Source organism: Microseira wollei NIES-4236, from assembly GCF_020521235.1.
Lineage (GTDB): Bacteria > Cyanobacteriota > Cyanobacteriia > Cyanobacteriales > Aerosakkonemataceae > Microseira > Microseira wollei.
Map to the genome: position 1 here is coordinate 1 of NZ_BLAY01000585.1, position 394 is coordinate 394.

General features: G+C 50.8%; 1 protein-coding gene. It reads right to left on the bottom strand.

From position 1 onward, the window contains the following. On the bottom strand, nt 1-394 hold a 394-nt coding region (locus MiSe_RS49940; RefSeq protein WP_226595058.1), incomplete at both ends, for a hypothetical protein.

The following is a 394-nucleotide window of genomic DNA, read 5'->3' on the forward strand; positions in this document are numbered from 1 at the left end:
TCGTGGATGGCAACGCTGATGGATGCCGTAGAATATCCTTTGGTGGTTGGGGCACGGCGGTAGAAAACCTTTTCGTGGATGGCAATGTCGATTGATGCCGTGCCCCTACTGGGATTGTTGATATCGTTTCCGGTGGCATCTAGGTGATTAAAATTGGTGGTTGGGGCACGGCGGTAGAAAACCTTCTCGTGGATGGCAATGTCGATTGATGCCGTGCCCCTACTGGGATTGTTGATATCGTTTCCGGTGGCATCTAGGTGATTAAAATTGGTGGTTGGGGCACGGCGGTAGAAAACCTTCTCGTTGATGGCAATGTCGATTGATGCCGTGCCCCTACTGGGATTGTTGATATCGTTTCCGGTGGCATCTAGGTGATTAAAATTGGTGGTTGGGG